This window comes from Arthrobacter sp. Y3221114 (assembly GCF_059092625.1).
On sequence record NZ_JBNHHW010000002.1, the window covers coordinates 311,650 to 326,089 of the forward strand.

Annotated in this window: 13 protein-coding genes; 7 read left to right on the forward strand and 6 right to left on the reverse strand. The window is 67.1% G+C overall.

Going from position 1 to position 14,440, the window contains the following annotated elements:
- The first annotated feature begins 6 nt into the window (after positions 1 to 6).
- The 3 genes from AC5RV3_RS05515 to AC5RV3_RS05525 all read left to right on the forward strand — a co-directional run bounded on the left by AC5RV3_RS05515 (position 7) and on the right by AC5RV3_RS05525 (position 2,162).
- On the forward strand, positions 7 to 219 hold the full coding sequence (locus tag AC5RV3_RS05515) for a hypervirulence associated TUDOR domain-containing protein (RefSeq protein WP_494121256.1): 213 nt from the start codon (positions 7 to 9) through the stop codon (positions 217 to 219).
- A gap of 80 nt (positions 220 to 299) precedes the next feature.
- Complete coding sequence (locus tag AC5RV3_RS05520; RefSeq protein WP_494121257.1) at positions 300 to 1,364, forward strand: zinc-dependent alcohol dehydrogenase; 1,065 nt, start codon at positions 300 to 302, stop codon at positions 1,362 to 1,364.
- Between the two features lie 45 nt (positions 1,365 to 1,409).
- Positions 1,410 to 2,162, forward strand: coding sequence for an ArsR/SmtB family transcription factor (locus AC5RV3_RS05525; RefSeq protein ID WP_493978964.1), 753 nt, complete (start codon positions 1,410 to 1,412; stop codon positions 2,160 to 2,162).
- A gap of 137 nt (positions 2,163 to 2,299) precedes the next feature.
- Here AC5RV3_RS05525 and gap read toward each other — a convergent pair whose 3' ends face one another.
- Positions 2,300 to 3,319, reverse strand: coding sequence for a type I glyceraldehyde-3-phosphate dehydrogenase (gene gap, locus AC5RV3_RS05530; protein ID WP_494121258.1), 1,020 nt, complete (start codon positions 3,317 to 3,319; stop codon positions 2,300 to 2,302).
- Positions 3,320 to 3,401: 82 nt separating this feature from the next.
- On the opposite strand from gap, the gene AC5RV3_RS05535 reads away from it, so the two are divergent.
- Entirely contained in the window at positions 3,402 to 4,613 is a 1,212-nt protein-coding gene (locus AC5RV3_RS05535; RefSeq protein ID WP_494121259.1) for an ROK family protein, read from the forward strand.
- A 68-nt stretch (positions 4,614 to 4,681) separates the two neighbouring features.
- Here the strand turns inward: AC5RV3_RS05535 and AC5RV3_RS05540 are convergent, their stop codons facing one another.
- Positions 4,682 to 5,629 (reverse strand): D-2-hydroxyacid dehydrogenase family protein, encoded by a 948-nt coding sequence (locus AC5RV3_RS05540; RefSeq protein WP_494121260.1) that lies wholly within the window; start codon positions 5,627 to 5,629, stop codon positions 4,682 to 4,684.
- A gap of 154 nt (positions 5,630 to 5,783) precedes the next feature.
- A complete protein-coding gene (locus tag AC5RV3_RS05545) occupies positions 5,784 to 6,326 on the reverse strand; it encodes a YceI family protein (protein ID WP_493989749.1) in 543 nt (180 codons plus the stop codon).
- Positions 6,327 to 6,586: 260 nt separating this feature from the next.
- On the opposite strand from AC5RV3_RS05545, the gene AC5RV3_RS05550 reads away from it, so the two are divergent.
- The 3 genes from AC5RV3_RS05550 to AC5RV3_RS05560 all read left to right on the forward strand — a co-directional run bounded on the left by AC5RV3_RS05550 (position 6,587) and on the right by AC5RV3_RS05560 (position 9,835).
- Complete coding sequence (locus AC5RV3_RS05550) at positions 6,587 to 8,158, forward strand: molybdopterin-dependent oxidoreductase (protein WP_494121261.1); 1,572 nt, start codon at positions 6,587 to 6,589, stop codon at positions 8,156 to 8,158.
- Between the two features lie 213 nt (positions 8,159 to 8,371).
- Positions 8,372 to 9,007 (forward strand): uracil-DNA glycosylase family protein, encoded by a 636-nt coding sequence (locus tag AC5RV3_RS05555; protein WP_494121262.1) that lies wholly within the window; start codon positions 8,372 to 8,374, stop codon positions 9,005 to 9,007.
- A 261-nt stretch (positions 9,008 to 9,268) separates the two neighbouring features.
- Complete coding sequence (locus tag AC5RV3_RS05560; RefSeq protein WP_494121263.1) at positions 9,269 to 9,835, forward strand: hypothetical protein; 567 nt, start codon at positions 9,269 to 9,271, stop codon at positions 9,833 to 9,835.
- Here the strand turns inward: AC5RV3_RS05560 and AC5RV3_RS05565 are convergent.
- The 3 genes from AC5RV3_RS05565 to AC5RV3_RS05575 all read right to left on the reverse strand — a co-directional run bounded on the left by AC5RV3_RS05565 (position 9,743) and on the right by AC5RV3_RS05575 (position 14,433).
- Complete coding sequence (locus AC5RV3_RS05565) at positions 9,743 to 11,317, reverse strand: dynamin family protein (RefSeq protein ID WP_494121264.1); 1,575 nt, start codon at positions 11,315 to 11,317, stop codon at positions 9,743 to 9,745. The two genes, AC5RV3_RS05560 and AC5RV3_RS05565, sit on opposite strands and share 93 nt — an antisense overlap.
- Positions 11,314 to 13,143, reverse strand: a complete 1,830-nt coding sequence (locus AC5RV3_RS05570; RefSeq protein ID WP_494121265.1) for a dynamin family protein — start codon at positions 13,141 to 13,143, stop codon at positions 11,314 to 11,316. Before AC5RV3_RS05570 ends, AC5RV3_RS05565 begins: the two co-directional genes overlap by 4 nt.
- A gap of 114 nt (positions 13,144 to 13,257) precedes the next feature.
- Complete coding sequence (locus tag AC5RV3_RS05575) at positions 13,258 to 14,433, reverse strand: IniB N-terminal domain-containing protein (protein ID WP_494121266.1); 1,176 nt, start codon at positions 14,431 to 14,433, stop codon at positions 13,258 to 13,260.
- Positions 14,434 to 14,440 lie beyond the last annotated feature (7 nt).

Here is a 14,440-nt window from a genome sequence, read left to right on the forward strand (position 1 = left end):
TTGACCATGGCTGATTCTTTCAAGGTTGGCGATAGAGTGCGCTGGAATTCAGAGGCCGGCGAAATACACGGCAGAGTCACCAAGGTCCACACCAAGGACTTCGAATTCCGGGGCCGCACGAGGCGCTGCTCCGAGGATGAGCCCCAGTACGAAGTCCAGAGCGACAAGACGGACAACTTGGCTGTCCACAAGGGCTCGGCGCTGCGCAAAGCGGGCTAACCGGCGACGCAGCCGAAGGCTCTCGGGCCTGGGACTCCACCGACGTTTGAGGCTCCGCACCGGTTCCAGGAGGTTGAGACGTGGCAACTGCAGCTAACCGGACCCCCGGCCCGCTGCACCGGGCTCCCGCCCTGGCCCGCGTCACCCAAGAACCGGGCGGCGTCGGGTTGATCGAGCACACGCTCCGCGCTCCGGGTGCGGACGAGCTGGAGCTGCAGATCGGCCTGTGCGGGCTGTCCGGCTCGGACGTGATCGTCTACCGTGCGGATCCGGCAGCGGCTTCGGTACCCAACGGCATGGTGCTGGGACACGAATCGGTCGGGACCGTGACCTCCGCCGGGCTGCTGGCCCCGGAGGGCCTCTCCCCCGGCACAAGGGTGGTACCGATGTCCACCGTTGGCTGCGGCCACTGCGACGCCTGCCGGGCGAACCAGCCGCACCTGTGCCGCCGGCGCTCGATCCTGGGCCTGACCCAACACGGTCAGGCGGCCGCCAGCGCCCTTGTTCCGTGGCGCAACGTGGTTCCCGTACCGGATGCCGTTCCGGATGCAACGGCGGTGCTCACCGAGCCCGCGTCGGTCGCTTGGCGTGCCGTGACGACCGTGGGCCAGATCAGGCCCGGGGAACGCGTGGGGATATCCACCACCCGCAGCATCGGCCTGCTCGCCGGCCTGATCGCGCAAGGCGCAGGTGCCGAGGTCACCATGATCGGGCGCGAGGGGCCGGGGCATGCCGCCCGGGTCCGGCTGGCCGACAGCCTCGGGCTGCCCAGCTCCACCCGGGAGCGTCCCGACGGCTACGACGTATGGATCGAAGCCACAGGCGCGGGCACTCACCTGGCACGGGCCGTGCAGGAGCTGCGTCCGGGCGGTCGGCTGGTCATGGTGGCCATGTACGCCACCGGTTCCGCCGCTCCGGCGGTCCGGACGCGCAAGAACCTGGCTGTCCTGGACAGCTTCATCTCCACCCGCCCGGACTTCGAGCAGGCCCTCGAATTCCTCGCCGGCGTCCCAGATCTGGGCCAGCGGCTCATCACGACCTATCCCCTGGACCAGGCCGTCGAAGCGCTGCGGCTGACAGCCGAAGCCAGCACTGACGCCGCGGGGCGGCCGCTGGTCAAAGCCGTTCTGGACCCCAACGGCTGAGCGGAAGCCTCGACATGTGACCGATTGGTCACCTATGATGCTTGCATGGATGCCGTGTTCAAGGCCTTGGCGGATCCCACCCGGCGCGGGCTGCTGGATGAACTGTTCCGCGAGGACGGGCAGACCCTCACCGCACTCGAAGCGCGGTTCGGCATCACGCGCTTCGGCGTCATGAAGCACCTGAAGCAACTGGAAGAGGCCGGCCTGGTGGTCACCCGCCGCCGTGGCCGCGAAAAACTCCACTTCCTGAATCCGGTGCCCATTCGGCTCATCCACGACCGCTGGGTGAGCAAATATGCACAACCATGGGCCGCTGCCCTCAGCGACCTCAAATCCCGATTGGAAAGTCCCATGGAAAAAATCTTCGAGATCTACATCCGCACCACTCCGGAACAGCTTTGGGAAGCCATCACGGACAGCGAGATCAGAAGCAAGTACCAGTTCGGCAACCGGATCGAGACCGACTGGACGCCGGGTTCCGGGTACGCGGTGACCAACCCAAAGGCCGATGCGCCGCTGAGCGAAGGCGAGAACCTGGAAGTCGATCCGCCGCGCAGGCTGGTCCAGACCATGCGCGCGTTGTGGGGCGAGGACGTTGTGGCCGAAGGCACGTCCCGGGTGACGTGGGAGATCGAGCAGGTGGAGGATTCCTGCCGCCTCACCGTCACGCACGACCAGCTGCGCGAGGGGGCCAACGAGCAGGTTTACGGCGGCTGGCCGATGGTCCTTTCCGGCCTCAAGACGTGGCTGGAGACCGGGGAGAAACTCACCACCCCCGGCTCGCTGATGTACACCTGATACCGGCCCGGCAGACCCCTGGCGCTTCGTGCGGGCGCAGCCACGCGAAGCCCAACCGCCCGCGGAAGCAGAACAGCAGGTGCCCTCGTGAGGGCACCTGCTGGCTTAGGTGGACGACGGGTCCGAAACCTGCGGAATCAGGACAGCTTGGACGCCACCAGGGAGGTCAGGTCCACCAGGCGGTTGGAGTAGCCCCACTCGTTGTCGTACCAGCCCACGACCTTGACCTGGTTGCCCATGACCTTGGTGAGCCCGGAGTCGAAGATGGCCGAGGCAGGGTCGGTGACGATGTCCGAGGAGACGATGGGGTCCTCGGTGTAGGTCAGGATGCCGGCCAGGCGCGGATCTTCTGCGGCCGCCTTGAACGCGCCGTTGACTTCCTCGACCGTCACCTCGCGGCCGACCGTGACCGTCAGGTCCGTGGCCGAACCGGTGGGCACCGGCACACGGATGGCGAAGCCGTCCAGCCGGCCCTTGAGCTCGGGCAGCACCTGCCCGATCGCCTTGGCGGCCCCGGTCGAGGTGGGAACCATGTTGATCGCAGCTGCCCGGGCCCGGCGCAGGTCGCGGTGCGGTCCGTCCTGGAGATTCTGGTCCGCGGTGTAGGCGTGGATGGTGGTCATCAGGCCCTGCTCGATCCCGAAGTTCTCGTGCAGCACCTTCGCCAGCGGGGCCAGGCAGTTGGTGGTGCAGGAGGCGTTGGAGACGAGGTGGTGGGTGCCGTCGTCGTACTCGCCGTCGTTGACGCCCATCACCACGCTGAGCACATCGCCCTTGGCGGGAGCGGAAATGAGGACCTTGCGGGCGCCAGCGACCAGATGCTTTTCGGCATCCGCAGAGCTGGTGAAGTGCCCGGTGGATTCGATCACGATGTCGACGCCGAGCTCGCGCCAGGGGAGGTTTCCGGGATCGCGTTCGGCAAGCACCTTGATGGTCCTGCCGTCGACCACCAGGTTGCCGTCGGCGACCGTGACGTCCGCGCCAAGCCGGCCGACGACGGAGTCGTACTTGAGCAGGTGCGCCAGGGTTTCCGGCGAGCCGAGGTCGTTGATGGCCACGATCTCGAGGCCTGAGCCAATCTTTCCCTGTGCCATGGCCGCCCGGAAGTAGTTGCGGCCAATGCGCCCGAAACCGTTGATGCCAATCCGTACTGCCATGGGAACTCCTTTTATTTAGCCTCTAAATTTATGTTCCATTATTATTATCCTGATACTGCCGGACAAGGTCAAGGGGATCGATGTGAGCACCACAGCCACCACTCCGCAGGTCCTGCGGCTGACCAACCTGAAAGCCGTGCTGTCCGTGATGCGGGAGAACGGCGCGGTGACCGGGAGCGACCTGATCGAGGCGACCGGGCTGACCCGTGCCACGGTCATCGCGGTCTGCGACGACCTGGTGGCCCGCGGCTGGGCCCGGGAGGTGGCCGGCGAACGCGTTGTCGGCACGGCGAAGGGCCGGCCGGCCCGGCGGTTCCAATTCAACCCCGGTGCGGGCTGCGTGCTGGGGTTGGACGTCGGCATGGCCACCGCCACCGTGCTGGTGGCGGACTTGAACGGCCTGGTGCTGGCCCGCATCTCCGAGCGGTTCGAGAAGCCGCCGGCCACGGCGGAGTCACGCCGCTCCACCATCAAGCAAGCAGTCGCGTCAGCCCTGGCCGAGGCCGGACTCCAGCCGGCCTCGGTACTGGCCACGGCCATCGGCGTATCCACCGTCGTCGACCGCCACGGCAACGTGGCACCCGGACATGAACTCTCCGAGCACTTCGACATCGGCCTGCAGACCGAGGTCTTTGCCCGCTACGGCTGGCCGGTGCTGCTGGAGAACGACGCGAATCTGGCGGCCCTGGCGGAGCGCTGGAGCGGCGCCGGCAAGGGCGTCGACGACCTGGCCGTCATGCTGGCCGGCGAACGGCTGGGCACCGGCCTGATTGAATCGGGCCGGCTGCTGCACGGCTGCAACGGCGGCGCCGGCGAAGTGGGCACCCTGGAACTGGTGGACGGGGTGGGCAGCCAGGACGGCATCGCGCGGCTGGCCCGCTATTGGGGCAACGAGGCCCTGGCGTCCGGCCGGCCCACCTTGATCCGGGAGCTGGTGGGACCGGGCACCACGCGCGTGTCGGCCCGCTTCGTCTTCGAAGCCGCTGCCAGAGGCGACGGGGTGGCGCAGGAAATCCTGGAGCGCATCGGCCGGCGGATGGCCCGCGTGGTCGCGATACTGGGCACCTTCCTCAACCCGGAGCTCGTGGTGATCGGCGGCGCGGTGGCCGCCTCGGCGTCGGCCCTGCTGCCCACCATCACCCGGGAGCTTCCCCTCCTCACCGCGACGCCTCCGCGGGTGGCGGTCTCGGGCTTCGGCGACGCGATCGTGGCCACGGGGGCGGTACGGCTGGCGCTGGACTACGTGGAGGAGCATGCCATGGAACTTGCCCCGGCCGGGATGCCGGCGAGGTAGGCGGGATCCCGTCGGGCACCTTTACGAAGCCCGGCGGAAAGGACGACGGCGGGGCGCGCCGCCGCCGGTCAGGTGAGGGTGTTGATCGGCGCCCCGTCGAGGTAGGCCAGGATGTCCTCGAGCATCTGCGTGTACCCCAGCCTGTGGGCCTCCTCGGTGACGAAGCCGACGTGCGGGCTGAGGATCAGGTTGGGCACGCTGCGCAGCGGGCTGTCCTGCGGCAGCGGCTCCACGTCGTAGACGTCGAGCGCTGCGCCGGCGATCCGCCGCCCGGCGAGCGCTGCCACCAAGGCGGCCTCATCCACCAGCGGTCCGCGCGAGGTGTTGACCAGCCGGCCGCCGGGACCGAGGAGGTCCAGCTCGGCGGCGCCGACGATCCCGCGGGTGGACTCCGCCAGCCTCAGGTGGACGCTGACGATGTCCGAGCGCCGGAACAGGTCCTCCTTGGACACCAGCTCCGCCCCGTGGCCGGCGGCGCGCTCCCGGGTCAGGTGCGGACTCCACGCCAGCACGTCCATCCCGAAGGCCTGCGCGTAGCGGGCCATCAGCTGGCCCAGCCGGCCCAGGCCCAGTAGCCCGAGGGTGGAACCGGCCAGGTCGACGCCCATCCGTGCCTGCCAGATTCCGGCCCGCACGTCCCGGTCGTTCTGCGGGATCTCCCGGGCCACGGCCATCACCAGCGCCCAGGCCAGTTCGGCCGGAGCCTGCGTGCTTTTCCGGGTTCCGCAGACAATCACCCCGCGGGCGCGCGCGGCGTCCAGATCGATCGAGGCGTTGTGCATGCCGGTAGTGGTCACCAGCTTAAGGCCGGGCAGCAGGTCAATCAGCTCGGCGGTGATGGGAGTCCGCTCGCGCATGGTGACCACCACGTCCGCCCCTTTCAAGCGCTCGGCGAGTGCGCCGACGTCGTCAACATGGTCAGTGAAACGCTCGACGGCGATGCCCGCCGGCAACTGCTCCCACGGGGCGCTGGACAGTGCTGCGTCCTGGTAGTCATCGAGGATGGCGATCTTCACGATGCCAGCGTATCCGCCCGGAACACGGGAACCCGGCCCCTCGGGCGGGGCCGCCGCCGGCTCCGAGCAGTTCCGGATCAGCGCCGTTGCCCCACGGCGTTAACGCAGCAGGCAGGGCCCGGAGAGGATCCGGGCCCTGCCTGTGTGGCGCTGGTTAGTTGGCCGGCAGCACGAAGGCCGAGTCGACCGTGATGGTGACCTTGTCGCCCACCAGCACGCCGCCGGCTTCCAGGGCGGCGTTCCAGGTGATGCCGAATTCCTTGCGGGAGATCTGCGTGGTGGCGGAGAAGCCGGCGCGGGTGGCACCGAACGGGTCAACCGCCATGCCGCCGAATTCGACGTCGAAGACCACCGGCTTGGTGGTGTCCTTGATGGTCAGCTCGCCGGCCAGCTGGAACTCTTCCGGAGTGCCTTCGACGCTGGTGGCCTTGAAGGTCATCTCCGGGTACTGCTCCACATTGAAGAAGTCTTCGCCCTTCACGTGGGCGTCGCGGTTGTCATCGTTGGAGTCGAACGAGGCGGTCTTCACGACGGCCTCGACGGAGGAAGTGGCCAGGCTGTCGCCGACCACGAGGGTGGCATCGGCTTCGGTGAACTGGCCGCGCACCTTGCTGATGCCGGCGTGGCGGACGACGAAGCCGACCTCGGTGTGGGACTGGTCGAGATTCCAAGTTCCTGGGGTGAGCTGAACGGCCATTAAGTGCCTCCTGGTTGAAGTTAGGATGTGAAGCTCGGGCGAACTCCATGCTTATGCATTTATCGTAACACGCTGATAGTTGAAGAGTCAACTAATAGCCGGTGAACGGCGGGGCAACAACTATCAGCCCCGCGCGGCGCGGCTCGAAGCGGTCAGGCGTGGTTGTCCTACGGCCTGCTTCAGGTAGATGATCGGACCAAGGGCACAGTGCCATCCGCCGGAGACACATAGCCCGTCGTCGAGCGAAGGACAAGGTCGGCATGGCAGCACCGCCAGCCACGAAGGCCGCGTTGACCGGGTGGATGCCGGCCATGCTGGCGGGCGTCGTGTCGGCGTCCGCCCTCTTTGCCACAGCGGAACTGGCGGCCGCGTTTTTCGGCCCGGCCGCCTCCCCCTTCGGCTCGGTAGGTGCCGCCGTCGTGGAGCTCTCGCCGATCTGGCTGACCGAATTCGCCATTTCCACATTCGGGACAGCGGACAAACTGGTGCTGTTCATCGCCATGGGGATTGTTGCGGCGCTGATCGCTGCCGCGGCCGGCCTGCTCGCCGCCCGGCGCTGGACCGCCGGCGCGCTTCTGGTGGTGCTGCTCGCGGCGGGCATGGCGGCCTGCGTGCTCACCCGCGCCGGGGCGGTGCCGGCCGATGCCATTCCGACGGCGTTGGGAACCGCGGCAGGCCTGTTCGGCCTGCGCCGGCTGATCAGGCTCTTGCCCCGGCCCGCGGCCTTGTCCGTTGGCGGCGCGGCCGTCTTGCCGGAGGATCCGGGCCGCCGCCGCTTTCTGGCGAACGCCGCAGCAATGGCGGGTGTCGCCGTCGTCATGGGGATCGCCGCCGGCGCCGTTTCTGCCGCGCGGAACACCGCACGGCAGGTGCGGCAGGCACTGGGGCTCCCTGCGCCCGCGCGGCCGGCCGGGCCGTTGCCGGAGGACGTGCAGGCACCGGTGGACGGGGTGGTTCCCTTCGTGACCCCTAACAATGAGTTCTATCGCATCGACACCGCACTGATCGTCCCGTCGGTGGATCCGGGGCAATGGCAGCTGCGCGTTCACGGACTGGTAGAGGAAGAATTCAGCATCAACTTCCAGGAGCTGCTGGAGGCCAAACTTGTGGAGAGCTACACCACGCTGACGTGCGTTTCGAATCAGGTGGGCGGGGAACTGGCCGGCAACGCCCGCTGGCTGGGCTATCCGCTGCGGGACTTGCTGGCGCGTGCACGGCCGCTTCCGGAGGCGGACATGGTCCTGTCCACCAGCATCGACGGCTTCACTGCTTCGACCCCTTTGGAGGTGCTCACCGACGGGAGGGACGCGCTGCTCGCGATCGGGATGAACGGGGAGCCCCTGCCGCTGCAGCACGGTTTCCCCGTGCGGATGGTGGTGCCGGGACTGTACGGATACGTGTCCGCGACCAAGTGGGTGGTTGACCTGGAGCTCACGCGCTTTGCGGACAAGGCGGCCTATTGGACCACCCGCGGCTGGTCGGACCGCGGCCCGATCAAGACGGCCTCGAGAATCGAGGTGCCTCGGCCCGGAGCCCGCCTGCCCGCCGGGCCCATGGCCTTTGGGGGAACGGCATGGGCCCAGCACCGGGGCCTGTCAAGAGTCCAGGTGCAGTTGGACGACGGCGACTGGGTGGACGCTCAACTGGCGGCGGAGGCTTCCGTGGATACCTGGCGCCAGTGGTACTTCGTGCAGGACAATGTTCCGGCCGGGCAGCACCGGCTCCGGGTGCGTGCCTGGGAGGCGGACGGCACGCTGCAGACCGAGGCCGCGGCGCCGCCTGCTCCGGATGGCGCCACCGGCTGGCACAGCGTTGAATTCACCGTTGATTAACCGCCGGGTCATCTTCGTCACAGGGCCTGGGCATTAAGCCCGGGATTCCGCCACCGGCCTGCAGGAGGCGCCCAGCTTCGGTTGCTATGCTCAATACCCCGCCTCCCGCAGCCGCAGGCGGCTGCCCGTTCCCAAGGCGGCACCGCCGTCGTTCCCGGCGGCCCCATTTCCCTACCGTTCACCTTCCCTTCCCTCCAGGAGACCCGCACCCCGATGACCAGCCCGGCAGTATCCGATCATCACAAGGACCTCATGGACCGCAGGTACGATTCCGGCGTCGCCGACATTAACCGTCTCTGCGACGAACTGCGGGACCTGAAGCCGGGTACCGAGGTCCCTTACGTGGATCCGATCCACGACGCCGATGAATGCCGGATCGTCTCGCTCTACTCCAACATCGGGCAGGCATCGGACACCGGTTTCATCTGGCCCGGGGACCAAGAGGCAGCGACGCGGATGCTCGGACTGCAGTGGCAGCTCGGCCTGCGGCCCCAATATGTCATGCCCTGGAATGTGCACCCGTGGTTTACGCCGGGCGAGGCCAACGGCAAGCTCACCCCGGACCAGATCAGTGCCGGCCTCAAGCCGCTGCTGAAGATGTTGACACTGGTCCCGCGGGCCTCGGTGCTCGTGGCCCACGGAACCGAAGCCCAGCGGCTGGCCGGATTGCTGCTGAAGACCGAGAACCCGCTGCTGTGGCGGCGCGGTTTCAAGACGTACAAGGTCAGGGCGCTCAGCGGACGGGCGTTCGCAGGTTCGCCGGCCCGCCAGCAGGAATGGCTGGACGCCATGCACGATGCCTACGCGGACGCGATGGCCCGCACCGGGTTGGGCCGGCCCGCCAAGTAGCCCTTCGGCACCCAGGCATCACCGACGCCCAGGGCATCCTCGCCGCTGGGCGCCGGCCCGGGATCCATGCGGGCGGATAGCGGCGGCGGAAGCCCGCTTCGGCGGCGGGCGACACCGCCCGCCGCCGTCGTTGTGCGCACGGTAGCCGGAGGGCCGCTACGCCTGCGGACGAGCATTGCGGTGCCGCCGGGGTGCGGCTACATTACTTGCATGTCTCATGAACCAGGGATGGGGGCGCCTGGAGCTCAGGGAACCGGGGGGATGTCCGGCGAACCGGACCGTCCTGCACCGCCGCGTCCGCAGATGTCCGACCATACGCCCCCGCCGATCGCAGGCATCCTGGTGCCTCCGCCTGCAGTCAAGAGGGTCCGCTTCTTGTGGATCCTCAGTTTTGTATCAGGGCTAATTGCAGGGATATTCGCGTACTTCGCCCAGGACGAGATCCTCGAGCACCTGCGCGGGCTCATCAACGGCTTGGAGCAGGGCGCCGACGAGGAGACCGTGGAAGCCATGGCGGTGCTGGTTTTCTGGGGGACCTTGGGCATGCTGGCGCTGGTCATTCTGATCGAGGCCCTGCTGCTGCGGACCCTCATGCGCCGCCACGGCAAGGTGCGCTTCGTGCTGCTGGCCATGCTGTTCGTCCACGGGGCAGTGACCCTGTTGGCCGACGAATTTTTGGCCGCCCCCGGTGATCAGGAATTGGGCATCAGGATCATGCTGGTTCTGCAGCTGGTGCTAGCCGGCGCGGCGGTAGTCGCCAGCGTCCTGCGCGGGGCCAACCGATGGTTCCGCGCCGAGCACCAGGGGCGACGAGGCCGGACCGCCTGAAGCTAGCTGCATGCCGGCCAGTAGTTCCTCGCAGCTGCGAATGACGGTCTGGCAGACCTCGGCAACGGCCCGGCCGCGCAGCGGATCGCCCGCCACGGCGTGCCAACGTCGCAGGCACGCCACGGCGGTCTCCCGCAGGACCTCGTCGGGAGTGTCACCGGGCAGTCCCAGGCGTTCGGGTGCCGAGACACCTTCGCCGCCAATCATTCGTTCAGCTTCGGCGGCCAGCTCCGGTTCCAGCGGCAGCCCGGTGGTGCGCGCAGCCGCCAGCAGGCGCAATTCGCGGAAGGCGTGAGCGCTGGCGAGCAGCCGTTCCAAGCCGGCCGCGACTCCGGCGGTGCCCGGGCGAGGATGGTCGTTCAGCAGCTTTTCGATGCCGACCAGGGCCGTGCGGGCTTTGAGCTGTCCGGCCCGGGCTTGGAACTGTCCGGTCATCACGGCCAGCAATTCGTCCAGCCCGCTGCGGCGGGCCAGTTCGTGGGCCAGCTCGGTCGGCTCGGAGATTCCTCCACGGAGCAGCGCCGCTGCCAGCCGGAGCCCGAAGAGCCCGAACCGGTCCAGCAAGCTCGCCCGCGCTTCCGGCGTGGCGGACAGCGGCCCCCCGGGGCGGACGAAGCGGTCGGCGGACAGCAAGAGCCGCTCCCGTTCCCGCCTGTCCAAGGAAGCTAGCTCGGCGAGGACGGAGTATTCCCCCTGCCGCAGGCTGCGCGCCGACTGGGCCAGCAGGCCCGCGATCGGCACTACCCCGAGGGCCAATGAACGCAACGCGCCGTCACGGCGGTAGCGCGCCGCGATTTCCCGGGCGGAGAGCATGGCGTCGATCCGGCCGGATCCGACTTCGTCCGCGCGGGACAGCACCGCCAGCGCGTTCACGGTACCGCTCTGGCCGGCCGCGGTATCACGGAAGGACTCCAGGAAGCCCAGGTCGGACGCGTGCAGGTGCCGCAGCAGGTAGATGATTGCGTCGGCCTCCGAAGGTGCGTCTACTGGCGTCAGGAAATCGGTGGAGCGGGCCGACACGTCCCGGGAGAGCGAGGCAATGCCCGGCGTGTCGATCAACGTCAGGTCGCGCAAGGTTCGGGACGGCCAGTCCACCACGAGCCTGTCGACTTCCTCTGCCTTGATCCCGCCGAACTCGAAGACCAACCGGCCGTCGGTGCGCTTGGTCGGAAGGTCCCGGGGCGCTCCGGAGCGCGGATACAGGGTGATGCGCGGGGTGTCGCCGTAGCGGTACCAGGTGACCACCCGGGTGCACTCTCCCGTGTCGGTCGGGGCAATCTCCTCCCCGATGATGGCGTTGAGCAGTGTCGACTTGCCGGCTTTGATCATGCCCGCAATGGCTACCCGCAGCGGCTCGTCGAGCCGGCGCGCATACGCCTCCAACACCCGACGCACCGCAGGGTCGTCGCGGTAGGCCTCGATCGCTTCCCGGACCAGCCCGCGCGCCGCTTCGACGTCCGCTCCGGCTGCCGCGGGGTTCATGCCTGTCCCGCCGGTTGCGGTGCAGCATCCAGCGCCAGTGCCTGCTTGCGCAGCGACTCAGCGAGCGCGAGGGACGCCTTGAGCTCCTTGATCCGCAGGTCGCGTTCCTGGTGGAAGCTGCTTGCCGCCTTCTGTGCCGCCAGCACAGAATCCGCCAGCGAGCGATGGTGCTCCTCGGCCAGCTCGGTGAAATGGTCGCGCGTGGCCCGCTGCACGATCCGGAGCCGGTCCTTGAGCTGCTTGCCCACTTGGAACACGACCTCGTCAACTTGTTTCCGGACCAGGGCCTTGGCCTCCGACTGGCGGCGCTTCAACCGGGCCTCCTTGTCTTCGCGGTAGGCCTTGCCGCCGAGCAGCAGGCCGGCTCCGACGGAGATCGGGTTGATCAGCGCCATGCCCACGATCCCGGTGAGGAGGCCGAACATCAACACACCGCCGTACGAGCCACGCATGCCGATCAGTATTTTCTGGACCGGTCCCAGGCGGCCCGCATCCAGACCCGGGATCTCCTCGACCGGGTCGAGCACGTTCTCCGTAGAATCGACCTGCAGCAGCGGCAAGGTCACGTCGTCCTGGTTGAAGTGCTCGGCGACCTTTTCCGCCAGCCACAGCGACCGTTCGTTGGTCCACACGAAGGTGTCGGACACGGCAGCGGCCACCCGCTGTTCAAGCCAGTGCACAAACTGCTCCCACTGCGGACCAGGATCCCCGGCATCGATGGACTGTTCGGCTTCCCGCAAAATACTGCGCAGCCGGTCGCGCAAGTCGTGTTCCATGTCGGAGATGAGATCGCTCATGCCGTCGTTGAGCGTGACCTGCCAACGGGAAGAACGACGGCGGAGCTCGTCGGCGCGTTCCTTGGCCGCCTCCAGCTCGGCCAGCATCTCGGGTGTGCCGTCCGGATTCTCCAGCGCGCTCAGTTCCGACTTCAGCGACAGCCGTAAATGATCCACGGCCGAAATCAGGTCCTGCGCCACGGAGCGCCGCTGGAGCCGCTCGGTCTGGCCCAGGATCTTTTGCCGGAGATATGCCACCAGCTCCGGAAATCCCGATTCGCCGTTCAGTTCGCTGTCACGCATTTCGGCCGCCCGCAGGCGAAGTTCCGAGGAGATCGGAATCAGCGGCATGTCTGCCCCGATCCGCTTCAAATGGCTTCTGTCCAGTTCGGCCACCTGCCGCCACTGCGGGTACAAATCCGTCTTGGACAGCACGCCGGCCACATTGGGGCAGATTCGTTGGGCCTGCCGCAGGAACCGGATCTCCGGTTCGGTGAATTCCTGGGATGCGTCCGAGACCAACAGCATGGCGTCCGCCGTCGGCAACGCCGTCAGCGTGGTGAGAGTATGCGCCGAGTCCAGCCCCCCGACCCCCGGCGAGTCCACCAACGCTAGTCCGCCCTGCAGGATTTTCCGGGGCAGGGAGACTTCCGCGGCTGCGAGCCGGCGCTCGTTACCCGGATTTCCCCGTTCCGAAACGTGCTCGGCGAGTTCGTCCAAGGCGATCGGGCGACGCTCCAGTTCAACGTCCCCGTCGTTGGAGTCGGTACCTTCCTTCGGCACCAGGATCACGGCTGAGGCAGGCTCCCCGTGCTTCACGACCGTCGGCACCGAGGTGGCGACGTCGTCGTCAATGGGACAAACCGGCGCATTCACCAGAGCATTGATGAGCTGGCTCTTGCCCTGCTTGAATTCACCGACGACGATCACCCGGGTAGTCGGGTCCTGCAATCGCTTGCGGGTCTGCTCCAGGCGCCGCTGCAAGTCTGCGCGCTCACCCTTCTTGGCCAATTCCAGGCCCTGATCAACCAGCTTGACGAGCTCGACCACCGTACCCCCTTCTGGGTCCGGCCGCCAAGCGGCCGGACCGTGACACTGTCCAGCAGGAGGTCCCCCGGCCTCCTGCTGGACAGCTGATCTGTCGTGATTCAGTTATCAGATCGGTTAGAGGTTGACCTCTTCGGCAACAACACTGTCTTCGATTTCCACTTCATTCTCCGCGATGATCACGGAGTCGTTCACCGAGTTGTCCGTGAATTCGGCATCGATGTCGGCGTCCACCTGCACGTCCGTGTTCGTGGAGTTGTCGTTGAACGAATCCTCGACCTCGACCTCGTTGAACGAATCCTCGACCTCGACCTCCTTGTTGAAGGAATCCTCCACGTTGATGTCGGTCGTGGAGTTGTCCTCGTTGAACGAATCCTCGACCTCGATCTCGGTGGTATTGCCGTTGTAGGAGTCCTCGATTTCCACGTTGGTCGAGTTATCCGTCGAGTGGTCGGAGTTGTCGTTGAAGGAGTCTTCCACCTCGACGTCCAGATCGACATCCGTGTTGTAGGAGTCCTCGTTATAGGAATCCTCATTGTAGGAGTCCTCATTGTAGGAATCCTCAACGTTGAAGGAGTCCTCCACGGAGATGTCGGTAGTATTCCCGACGGCCACATCGCCCTCAATGTCACCGGTGGTTACGGTGGTGGAATTGTCGGTGGAGTAATCCTTGGAGTTGTCCGTCGAGTTATCCAGGGTGGCGTCGTCGCCGGCTGCAACAGAGTCGTCGCCCGAGGCAATCACGGCGTCATTGTCGAACCACTGGTTGACGTCGCCGTCCGCCCAGATGTTCTGGTTGACGGACTGGTCCGTGATGGTGTCCCGATCGTCGATCGTCGAGGTGTACGAGTAGTTGTTCACGATGTGCGTCAGCTGCTGGACAGCATGGGCGTGGTCATCGTGGTCGTGGTCCCTGCCGCCGCCGTGACCGTGGTCATCGTCGTCATGACCGCCGCCGTGACCGTGGCCGCCGTCGCCGTGGCCCCCGCCACCGTGACCGCCGCCGCCCCAGCCACCGCCATTGTTCCCGGAGTTATCACTGGACCAGTCGCCGGTGTCGCCGCCGGAGTGGTTGCCGCCGGTGTTGTACTCGCGGTCGAAGGACGAGCTGGCATCCACGGGAGCGTAGTCGAGGATGACCGGCATGATGGCGTCCACATCATCGGAGCACACATCGCCCAGGCCGGCCTCGGCGAGGGCGGCCTCCGGGTCCGCCTGGAATTCCGCGGCGGCGCGCGGATCACGGAGCAGATTCATGATGAATTCGAGAAGAGAGCTTGCGAGTGTAGGCATTATATGA

What these genes read in the sequence shown, in the direction of transcription:
- AC5RV3_RS05515 (WP_494121256.1), top strand. Translation starts at nt 7, where the DNA reads ATGGCTGATTCTTTCAAGGTTGGCGATAGAGTGCGCTGGAATTCAGAG.
- AC5RV3_RS05525 (WP_493978964.1), top strand. Translation starts at nt 1,410, where the DNA reads ATGGATGCCGTGTTCAAGGCCTTGGCGGATCCCACCCGGCGCGGGCTG.
- gap (WP_494121258.1), bottom strand. Translation starts at nt 3,319, where the DNA reads ATGGCAGTACGGATTGGCATCAACGGTTTCGGGCGCATTGGCCGCAAC.
- AC5RV3_RS05545 (WP_493989749.1), bottom strand. Translation starts at nt 6,326, where the DNA reads ATGGCCGTTCAGCTCACCCCAGGAACTTGGAATCTCGACCAGTCCCAC.
- AC5RV3_RS05550 (WP_494121261.1), top strand. Translation starts at nt 6,587, where the DNA reads ATGGCAGCACCGCCAGCCACGAAGGCCGCGTTGACCGGGTGGATGCCG.
- AC5RV3_RS05555 (WP_494121262.1), top strand. Translation starts at nt 8,372, where the DNA reads ATGACCAGCCCGGCAGTATCCGATCATCACAAGGACCTCATGGACCGC.
- AC5RV3_RS05560 (WP_494121263.1), top strand. Translation starts at nt 9,269, where the DNA reads ATGTCCGGCGAACCGGACCGTCCTGCACCGCCGCGTCCGCAGATGTCC.
- AC5RV3_RS05565 (WP_494121264.1), bottom strand. Translation starts at nt 11,317, where the DNA reads ATGAACCCCGCGGCAGCCGGAGCGGACGTCGAAGCGGCGCGCGGGCTG.
- AC5RV3_RS05575 (WP_494121266.1), bottom strand. Translation starts at nt 14,433, where the DNA reads ATGCCTACACTCGCAAGCTCTCTTCTCGAATTCATCATGAATCTGCTC.